The organism is Streptomyces sp. NPDC060031 (assembly GCF_042736805.1).
GTDB lineage: Bacteria > Actinomycetota > Actinomycetes > Streptomycetales > Streptomycetaceae > Streptomyces.
Window position 1 is genome coordinate 1 of record NZ_JBHWVM010000152.1, and the last position, 9,623, is coordinate 9,623.

Genomic DNA, 9,623 nt, shown 5'->3' on the forward strand with positions numbered 1-9,623 from the left:
CGGCCGGCGCGGGGCCGGTCGCCGCCACGCTCACCGCGGGCGGCGGGACGGGCAGCACGCCGGGGGTCGCGTGCGCGTGGGGGCCGCAGCCGGGCAGGTCGTACGGCGACACGCAGACGGCGTGGGCTTCGTGCATCCGGATGGCGGTAGCCGTACGGACATCGGCTCCGGTACGGGCCCAGCCCGGCCGGGCGCACAGGAACGCGGCGGCGAGGAGCAGCACCCCGAGGCCCATCACCCCGAGGGCCGTCAGGGGGACGGCACGCCGAGCCGCGGCACGCCCGTGGCGTACCCCCTCGGCCTGCTCCCAGCCCCCCATGGGCGCCGATGGTAATGCTCATGACGGGTCCAAGGTCAGTGCGGGGGTGCCGCGAGGTTTGCGGGGTGCGTAATGTGGCGGAAACCACCGCTGGCGATACTGGGCCGGCCCGACTGTGCCCCCGAGCCCCGGGAAAGTGGTGCACAGGCCGCCTGAACTGCGAGGATGAAGGTATGGACAAGCAGCAGGAATTCGTCCTCCGGACGCTCGAGGAACGCGACATCCGCTTCGTGCGCCTGTGGTTCACCGACGTGCTGGGCTTCCTCAAGTCCGTCGCGGTCGCGCCCGCGGAGCTGGAGCAGGCCTTCGACGAGGGCATCGGCTTCGACGGCTCCGCCATCGAGGGCTTCGCACGGGTCTACGAGTCCGACATGATCGCCAAGCCGGATCCGAGCACCTTCCAGATACTGCCGTGGCGCGCCGAGGCCCCCGGGACCGCCCGGATGTTCTGCGACATCCTGATGCCGGACGGCTCGCCGTCCTTCGCGGACCCGCGCTACGTCCTCAAGCGCATCCTGGCCAAGACCTCCGACCTGGGCTTCACCTTCTACACCCACCCGGAGATCGAGTTCTTCCTGCTGAAGGACAAGCCGCTGGACGGCAGCCGCCCGGTGCCCGCGGACAACTCCGGCTACTTCGACCACACTCCGCAGAACGTCGGCATGGACTTCCGCCGCCAGGCGATCACCATGCTCGAATCCATGGGCATCTCTGTGGAGTTCAGCCACCACGAGGGCGCCCCCGGCCAGCAGGAGATCGACCTCCGCTACGCCGACGCGCTCTCCACGGCCGACAACATCATGACCTTCCGCCTGGTCATGAAGCAGGTGGCCCTCGAACAGGGCGTCCAGGCCACCTTCATGCCGAAGCCGTTCTCCGAGTACCCCGGCTCGGGCATGCACACCCACCTCTCCCTCTTCGAGGGCGACCGCAACGCCTTCTACGAGTCGGGCGCGGAGTACCAGCTCTCCAAGGTCGGCCGCTCCTTCATCGCGGGCCTGCTGCGCCACGCCGCCGAGACCGCCGCGGTCACCAACCAGTGGGTCAACTCCTACAAGCGCATCTGGGGCGGCTCCTCGCGCACCGCCGGCTCCGGCGGCGAGGCCCCCTCGTACATCTGCTGGGGCCACAACAACCGCTCGGCCCTGATCCGCGTCCCGATGTACAAGCCGGGCAAGACGGGCTCCTCGCGCGTCGAGGTCCGCTCGATCGACTCCGGCGCCAACCCGTACCTCACGTACGCCGTCCTCCTCGCGGCGGGCCTCAAGGGCATCGAGGAGGGCTACGAACTCCCGGCGGGCGCCGACGACGACGTCTGGGCCCTCTCCGACGCCGAGCGCCGCGCGATGGGCATCGAACCCCTCCCGCAGAACCTCGGCGAGGCCATCTCCCTGATGGAACGCAGCGAACTGGTCGCCGAAACCCTCGGCGAACACGTCTTCGACTTCTTCCTGCGCAACAAGAAGCAGGAGTGGGAGGAATACCGCTCGGAGGTCACGGCCTTCGAGCTGCGCAAGAACCTCCCGGTGCTCTGACGCAGACGCTCGGCTGACGCTCCGGGCCGGCGGTCGACGACCACCGGCCCGGAGGTGTCTCAGCCGCCCTGGACGGAGGTCTGGCTCGCCTGCATCGGGTTCTCGTCGGCGTACCGGACCAGGTCGAGGAAGGCCGGGTCGGCGGCCGCGGCCAGGATTTCCTCGCTCGTGACCGGGGCGGAGGCCGTGGCCTTCGTGTCCGGGGTGACGGTGAGCGTGACGTCACTGCGACCGTAGGAGAAGGAGACCAGGGTGGCCGTGGTCCCCGGTCCGTCGGAGAGCATGCGGTACGAGATCGCCCGGATGCCGCCCGGCAGGGTGGCCTGCCTGCAGGTTCCGTCCTTGACTTGGCCCTGCGGCACCTCGGTGCAGCTCTTCGGGGCGGAGCCCTCGCCGGCCGGCCGTACCGAGAAGATGACGGGGAAGACCTTGCCGCCCTCGGCCTCGCCCTGGTAGCGCCGCACGTTCACGTCGATCGGCCGGATCAGGCCGACCGCGTCGGGCAGCCGCTTGTCGAGGAGGGCGGCCACCCGCTGCTGGAACTGCTCCTGCCGTTCCCGCTCGGCAGGCGGCAGGTCGGCCATGGTCTGCTGTCCCTCGCTGGTGGGCTCGATGTGGACGGGCGTGCGGTACGGCTCCGGTACGTCACTGGCGGCGGGACGGACCGTCGTGGCACCGCCACCCCCGCCGCCGGGCAGCAGCACGGAGCCGAACACCACTGCCCCCGCCACACAGGCCACCCCGGCGGCCACCGCGAGCCGGGCGCGCGCCCGGCGGCGCCGGCCCTGGGCGAGCGCGCCGGCCAGCAGGTCGTGGACCGGCGGCAGTTCCGCCACCGTACGCTCCATCGCATCCCGTACCAGCAGGGCGTTGTGGCGGTCTTCTCCGGGCATGTTGTCTCCCATGGCGATCCTCAGCTCCCCGTCGCGTAGATGTGGGCCTCGCCCAACTGGGCGCGCAGCCTGGCCAAGGAGCGTGAGCACTGGCTCTTGACCGTGGACTCACTGCACTTCAGGAGCTCGGCCACGGATTCGACGCTCTGGTCCTCCCAGTACCGCAGCACGACCATGGCCCGGGCCCTGGGCGGCAGCCCGGCCAGTGCCTGCAGCAAGGTCACCCGCAGATCGGCGTGCTCGGGCGCGCGCCGGGGGTCGGGGCGGGAGTGCGCCAGGAGATCCCGCAGCCGGCGCCGCCGCTCGGCCAGGTAGGTGCGGGTCAGCACGGTCCTGGCATAGGCCTCCACGTGGTCCGCGGCGCCCGCCCGCCGCCAGTGCTGAAACATCTTGGCGAGCGTGGTCTGCGTCAGGTCCCGGGCGGTGTCGGGATCCCCGCACAACAGGTACGCGGTCCGGTACAGCCGTCTCTGGCTCGCCCGGGCAAACGTCTCGAAGCTCTCGGGCGTCCCAGAGCCCACTGGCGCCTCGGAGCCCCGGCCGTTCTCCGGCATCTGCTCTCCTCTCCGGGGCCCGTCGAGGGGCCCTGTTCCGTCACCCCTCTTCAGAGCGCCGCAGCACAGGAAAGGTTGAAACCCATTTCGTCAGACGTGTAACCGGGACCCGACCCCGGGGAGCGTCCTATCGTGGGCGTGATGAGTGGTGTGCGGGTGGTGGAGGCGGGGCGGGGTGGGCGGGGGGTGCCCGAGGTGGTCTGGTACGTGTCCTACGGGTCGAACATGCACATGGACCGGCTCGCGCTGTACATCGGCGGGGGGAGCCATCCGGGGGCCGCGCGGAGCTATCCCGGGTGTCGGGATCGGCGGGCGCCGGTGCGGTCCGTGGCCGTGGAGTTGCCCGGGCGGCTGTACTTCGCCACCGAGTCCGCCGTGTGGACGGGCGGCAGGGGGTTCTACGACCCCGCGGCGGCGGGGCGGATGCGGGCGCGGGCCCATCTGGTGACACCGCAGCAGTTCTGCGACATCGCGGCGCAGGAGATGTACCGGGAGCCCGGTGGCGATCTCGACCTCGGTACGGTCCTGCGTTCGGGGCGCGACGAGTTGGGGCCCGGCCGGTACGAGACCCTGATCCGCTGCGGCGTGCTGGACGGCGTCCCCGCGCTGACCTTCACGGCGCCGTGGGCCATGCGCGAGGTGGCGTGGGTCAAGCCTGCCGCCGCCTACGTGACGTACCTGGCGGCGGGCCTGCTGGAATCCGGGCCCTGGGACGAGCGGTCCGTCGCCGACTACCTCGCGAACTGCCCCGGGGCAGCGGGCCATTGGAGCTCCGATCAGATCCTGGAGCTCTTGACCGGCGGCTGACCCGGGGCGGGGGCGCGGTCAGCCCTTGGAGAGGGTGACCACCTTGACCGTCGTGGGGCCCATGACGCCCTGCCCCGTGTCGGGGTCGTCGGCGTACGTCGTCAGTTCGGCGCGGACCCGGCCCTTGGTGAAGTGGCTGTTCGGCTGCCAGGGGAGGTAGGCCTCGCTCTGCCAGGTGACCGGCTTGCCCGGGGTGCAGGGGACCGAGACCGCGATGATGCCCTTCAGGAGCTCGGTGTCGGTGACCTGGGTGACCGGGCCGTTGACGTACACGCTGGTCGGCTTGGAGCAGGTGACCGTGCCGTGCAGGAGCGCCTTTCCGTTGGAGGCGAGGGCCTTGCCGGTGCCCGCGACGGTGACGCCGGTCTTCAGCGGGGCGGGCGTCGGCGTCGCGGTGGCGCTCAGGCTCAGCGAGCCCGTCAGGACGTTGCGGTCGTCGCAGTCCTGCTCGAAGCGGGCGTTGAAGGTCTTCACCTTGCCGTCCGCCCCGAACTCCAGCGCGCTGATCCAGAAGCCGCCGGTCAGGCTGTCGCAGCTGGCGCGGTAGCCGTTGACGAGCATGCTCGGGGCGCCGGACTCCGGGGCGGCCGGGAAGTGCACGGCTTCCGCGTACGAGCCGACCGCGAGGGCCTGGCCGCCGGGCGCGGCGAACTCGGCCGTCCACGGGTCGCCTGAGCGGCCCACCGTGACACGGATCGAGTTGTGGTCGGCGGAGGCGGTGACGTCGAAGCGGTCGCCCTGCGCCGTCCCGTACCAGCGGGCCTGGTCGTCGCCATTGCCGTCGCCCGGGTCGCCGGACCAGGTGAACAGGCCCGTGCCGACCGGAGCGGCATGCGCCGAGGTCGTGCCGAGGAGCCCGGCGGCCAGCCGGTGTGTGGTGTGCGGTGCGTCAGGTCGGGCCCGTGGTGATCGCCGGACCGGCCCGAGTCTGCCAAGACCCAGGGTCGAACACAACGCCTTTGCCGCTTAAGGGAGTTATCAGGACGAGTCGGGGACCGCGCGGTGCCAGACGGTACGGGCGGGACGGGACAGGGCGGTGACGACGTGGAGTTCGGCGTCCAGACCCAGGACGGCCGTGGTGGTCTCGCCGCCCGCCTCCTGTACGCCGGCCGGGGCGCCGGCGAAGAGCATCCGGGACTCCGTCCACGCGGGCGGCCCGCCGAGGCCGGTCGTGCTGACGGTGCCGGAATCCGCCCGCCCGGACAGCAGCCGGCCCGCGACACCGACCGCGCCGTAGCCGGCCCGCCCGCCGGCCTCCGTGACGCTGGAGACGGCCGGCTTCCCCGTCGCGGCGCTCGCGGGCCCCGCCGTGACCAGGACGGTACGCACGACCCCCGAGTCGGGCCGCCGGAAGTAGAGGCGGACCCCCGCGCCCTCCGCCGCCGCCGTCAGCGGGACGGTGGTGGCGGGCAGCCCCGTCGGGAACGGGCCCTGGAGGGCGCCGGCCGGATCCGCGGAGATCCAGGCCAGGACCGACTTGGTGGTGGTGACGTACACGTGGCGCCGCCCGGCGGCGTCGGTCGCCGTCACCGGATCGCCCTGCAGGTCCTCCCCGCCGAGCCGCCCCCAGTCGTTGCCCCAGCCGCCGCCCGGCCGCTGCTCGCGGATCCGCAGCGTGCGGTGCGCGTCGCGGACGTACACGGCCAGGCGCCCGTCCGGGGTCACCGCCGCCGAGGGGGTGCTGACCGCCGAGGTGCCGTCCGCGTCGGCCGTCTCGGGGGTGCCCAGCGACTGCCACGGCCCGAACGGCCCGCCGGGCGCGGACTGGACGGCGTACACGATCTCGCGCCGGTAGTCCTGCGGCCGCTCCCCGAGGACGGTACGGGTGGCGAGGACGGCCACGCGCCCGTCGGGGAAACGGGCGGTGGCCGCGCCCGGATCGATGCCGGTGCCGGGCAGCAGCGCCGGGCCGGTCCAGGTGGCGCGGGTGCCGGGGCCGCGGTGCCAGACGGCCATCCGGCCGTCCAGCGCGGAGAAGGCGTACAGGTTGCCCGGCGCGCCCGTGACCAGCCAGGACGCGTTGTCCCCGCGGGCGTAGCGCAGCGACTGGGCCCAGTTCCGGCCGGTCGGACTGCCCGCCACCTTGCGGTCGCCGCAGCCCGAGGGGCTGCCGCAGTAGTTCTCGCGGTCGTCCCACGCGTACGTCTTCAGGTAGCCGATCTTCGCCTCGGCCGTCTGCGGGTCCAGCGCGTGCGGGAGGGTGCCGTTGTGGTACCCGAGGTAGTTCTGGACGGTGAACCGCGGCCGCTCCCCGGCCGGTACCTGCGCCGCGTACCGCACCGTCGCGGCCTGCGCGAACCGCGCCCCGTACATGTGGTCCTGGTGGTCGGTGTACTTGCCGGTGTCGGCGTACCGCCCCGGGGCCGGGTCCTGTATCCGTATCGTCGTCGGCCGGTACTTCCCCAGGAGTCCGGCCACCGCCTGTATCACCTGGTCCTTGGTGTACGTGAACGGCTGCCTGACCGGGGTGCCGGTGGTCAGCTGGGGCCCCAGCGCCGGTATCCGGCCGTCCCACAGGCCGCGCAGGCTGTCGGGGTTGTCGCCGCTGGGGTTGCGGGCCTCGCGCAGCTGCAGCCAGACGAGGTTGACCTGCGGTTTGGCGATGAGCACGTCGAGCTCGGCCTGGCCTCCGCCGGCCGTGGGTAAGACCGTGCGCTTCCACACGCTGGTGCGGTCGCCGGTGGCCATCTGGGCGTAGGCGGAGCGGATGCCGTTCTGCCGGGCCTCCGCGTAGTGGGCGCGGTCGGCCGGCTGGGCCGGGTCCTCGGCCGCCGCGCCATGGGCCTCGTTGCGGCCGTCGGCCTCGCCGGAGGTGAGGTAGACGGTGGTGACCGGGCTGCCCGCCACGAGGGAGCGGCTGAGGTCGGGGTTCATGAAGAACAGGTCGTCGTCGGGGTGGGCGACGATCTGGACGACGGATCCGGCCGTGGTGCTCACCGGCAGCGCGTCGGCCGGGTTCGTGTTCTGCGTCTGGGTGGCCTCGGCCGACGTCTGCTGGCCGGAGGCGACGGCGAGCACGCCGGTGGCGCCCACGGTGAGCATGGGCAGCACGGCCGCGAGGAGGAAGCGGCGGCGGGAAACGGGCATCACTCACGCCTTGAGGTCGTTCCGGACGGGAAGAACCGCTGTGCAGTCAGTGAGAGGCGAAATCGGGGGAGTTGGTTCACCGATGTCGCCGATGACTCCTGATGGCCGGAAGCGACCGGGCGTGTGGCGCGGGGGAGTTGGCTGAAGGAACCGGCTGCGGGCGAGCGCCGGCTGCGGGTGAGCGCCGCCTGCGGGTGAGCCGGCTACGGGGCGTTGTTGCGCGGGCCCACCGGCAGCCAGGGCGCGAGATGCGCGTCGGGCTCGTCCGACGACGAGGTCACGTACAGCCGCGCGTCGAGCCCCACCACCGCCAGGCTGACCGTGTTCCTGCCCGTCGTCGTGGAGGACGGCGCGCCGACGAACATCAGCGGCGAGCGCCGCCACGGCCGGCCCTCCCCGACGTCCGAGCCCAGTTGACCGCCCGCCGACCGGCCCGCGAGCACGTGCCCGCTCGCCGTCACCGAGCCGAAGCCCTGCAATCCGCCGAGGTCGGTGAGGTTGTTCACCTTCAGCCCCCCGTCGCCCGTCACCAGTGCCGTACGGACATTGCCCGAGCCCGGCTTGCGGAACCACAGCCGCACCCCGCCCTCGCGGCCCTCCGCGGTGAGGGGGAGCGTGGTGTCCGGCAGCCCGGTCGGCGTCGCCGGTCCCAGCGGGGCGCCCGGCTTCGGCTGCGCCCACCCCATCACCGTCTTGGTGGTCGACACGAACACCATGCGCCGCCCGGCGCCGTCGGTCGCCGTCGCCGGGGTGCCCTGCAGGTCGGCGCCCCCGTACTTCTCCCACGGGCCCCAGCTGCCGTTCGCCGCCTGCACCCGGCCGCGCAGCGCGTACGAGCCGTCGCGCACGTACACCGCCAGCTGGCCGGTGCCGTCCACGGACACGGCGGGCGCACTGATGTCGGAGGTCCAGGTCTCGTCGGCGGTCTCCGGCGTGCCGAGGGACTGCCACTCCCCGAACTCCTCGGAGCCGGGGCCCTTCTGGACGGTGTAGACGACCTCGCGCTTGTAGTCCGCGGGCCTGGCGCCGAAGGAGGTGCGGGTGCCGAAGGCGGCGATCCGGCCGTCCTTCAGGGTCACGGTGGAGATGCCCTGGTCCATGCCGGTGCCGGGGAGCAGGCGCGGCCCGCTCCAGGCGCCGATCAGCCCGGCGCGGTGCCACAAGGCCACCTGGCCGTCGAGCACCTTGAAGGCCCACAGGCCGTGCCGGGCATCGGAGGTCAGCCAGGAGGTGCTGGTGCCGCGGGCGTAGTTGATGGAGTCCGTCCACCGGTTGCCCGCCGGGTGGTCGGCGACCTTGAGGTCACCGCAGCCGGCCTCGCTGCCGCAGTGGTTCTGCTTGTCGAGCCAGGCGTAGGTGTCCAGGATGTCCAGCTTCTCCTTGGCCTCGCCCGGGTCCAGCGCGCTGGGGAGCGATCCGTTGAAGTAACCGACGTAGTTCTGTACCGCGAAGTGCGGGCGTTCCTTGACGTCCTTCGCGTACGCGGCCAGCGCCATCTGCACGAAGCGGGCGCCGTAGAAGTGGTCCTGGTGGTCGGTGTACCGCTTGGTGTCCGGGAACCGGCCCGGGGTCGGGTCCTGGGAGCGGACCGTCGTCGGCTTGTACTGCGCGAGGAAGCCGACGAGGGTCTGGACGACCTGGTCCTTCGAGTACGTGAACCTCTGCTTGACCGGGGTGCCGGAGGCGAGCATCGACTCCAGGCGGGGGACCTTGCCGTCCCACAGGCCGTGGAGGCTGTCGGGGGCGTCGTCGTAGACGGTGCCGGCCTCGCGCATCTGCAGCCAGACGAGGTTGACCTCGGGCTTCGCGACGAGGACGTCGACCTCGGCGTGGCCGCCGCCCTTGGTGGGGACGACGGTGCGCTGCCAGGCGCTGCTGCGGTCGCCGGTGGCCATCTTGGCGTAGGCGGCGCGGATGCCGTTCTGGCGGGCCTCGGCGTAGGCGGGCTTGTTCGGCGGGGTGGACTTCTCCTTGGCGGCGCCGGCGTTGATGCCGTCGGCTTCGCCGGAGGTCAGGTAGACCGAGGTGACGGGGTGGCCGGCGGCTATGGAGTAGCGCAGGTCCGGGTTCATGAAGTAGAGGTCGTCGTCGGGGTGCGCGACGATCTGGAGCACCCGGCCGGGGTCGGGCGCGTCGACGGGGGTCGCCGCGGCGGGCCTGCCGTGCGGGGTGGTGGGGGCGCCGAGGCTGTCGAGGGCCTCGTTGCCCCGGAGCACGAGCATGCTGCCGGCGGCGGTGGCCGCGCAGAAGGCGACGGCCTTGACGAGCCGGGCCCTCCTGCCGCGTGCCTTGCCCGACGGCACGGCACCGCGCGCCCCGTCGGCCGCGTCGGCCCCTTCGGCGCCGGTACGCCCGCCCGCGCGTCGCCCGCGCGACGCCCCGCGCTCGGCGGCCCGTCGGCCGGCGCGGCGGCCGCTCGCCGGGGGCG

Annotated in this window: 8 protein-coding genes; 2 read left to right on the forward strand and 6 right to left on the reverse strand. The window is 72.8% G+C overall.

Annotated elements, in window-relative coordinates; genetic code table 11:
* Positions 1–319, reverse strand: a 319-nt coding sequence (locus ACFWB8_RS35605; protein WP_385236996.1) for a hypothetical protein, incomplete at its 3' end; no start/stop codon positions are given.
* Positions 320–492: 173 nt separating this feature from the next.
* Between ACFWB8_RS35605 and ACFWB8_RS35610 the strand changes: the two genes are divergently transcribed.
* Entirely contained in the window at positions 493–1,854 is a 1,362-nt protein-coding gene (locus tag ACFWB8_RS35610) for a glutamine synthetase family protein (protein WP_030238655.1), read from the forward strand.
* 59 nt (positions 1,855–1,913) lie between these two features.
* Here ACFWB8_RS35610 and ACFWB8_RS35615 read toward each other — a convergent pair whose 3' ends face one another.
* Positions 1,914–2,747, reverse strand: a complete 834-nt coding sequence (locus ACFWB8_RS35615; protein ID WP_385237000.1) for a hypothetical protein — start codon at positions 2,745–2,747, stop codon at positions 1,914–1,916.
* 20 nt (positions 2,748–2,767) lie between these two features.
* A complete protein-coding gene (locus ACFWB8_RS35620) occupies positions 2,768–3,301 on the reverse strand; it encodes a SigE family RNA polymerase sigma factor (RefSeq protein ID WP_385237003.1) in 534 nt (177 codons plus the stop codon).
* Between the two features lie 141 nt (positions 3,302–3,442).
* Between ACFWB8_RS35620 and ACFWB8_RS35625 the strand changes: the two genes are divergently transcribed.
* Positions 3,443–4,108, forward strand: a complete 666-nt coding sequence (locus tag ACFWB8_RS35625; RefSeq protein ID WP_385237006.1) for a histone deacetylase — start codon at positions 3,443–3,445, stop codon at positions 4,106–4,108.
* An 18-nt stretch (positions 4,109–4,126) separates the two neighbouring features.
* Here ACFWB8_RS35625 and ACFWB8_RS35630 read toward each other — a convergent pair whose 3' ends face one another.
* The 3 genes from ACFWB8_RS35630 to ACFWB8_RS35640 form a co-directional block, all read right to left on the reverse strand.
* On the reverse strand, positions 4,127–5,062 hold the full coding sequence (locus tag ACFWB8_RS35630; protein ID WP_385237009.1) for a hypothetical protein: 936 nt from the start codon (positions 5,060–5,062) through the stop codon (positions 4,127–4,129).
* Positions 5,063–5,086: 24 nt separating this feature from the next.
* Entirely contained in the window at positions 5,087–7,195 is a 2,109-nt protein-coding gene (locus tag ACFWB8_RS35635; protein ID WP_385237012.1) for a PIG-L family deacetylase, read from the reverse strand.
* Positions 7,196–7,398: 203 nt separating this feature from the next.
* Positions 7,399–9,623 (reverse strand): PIG-L family deacetylase (locus ACFWB8_RS35640; protein WP_385237015.1); only part of this gene is annotated, 2,225 nt, incomplete at its 5' end.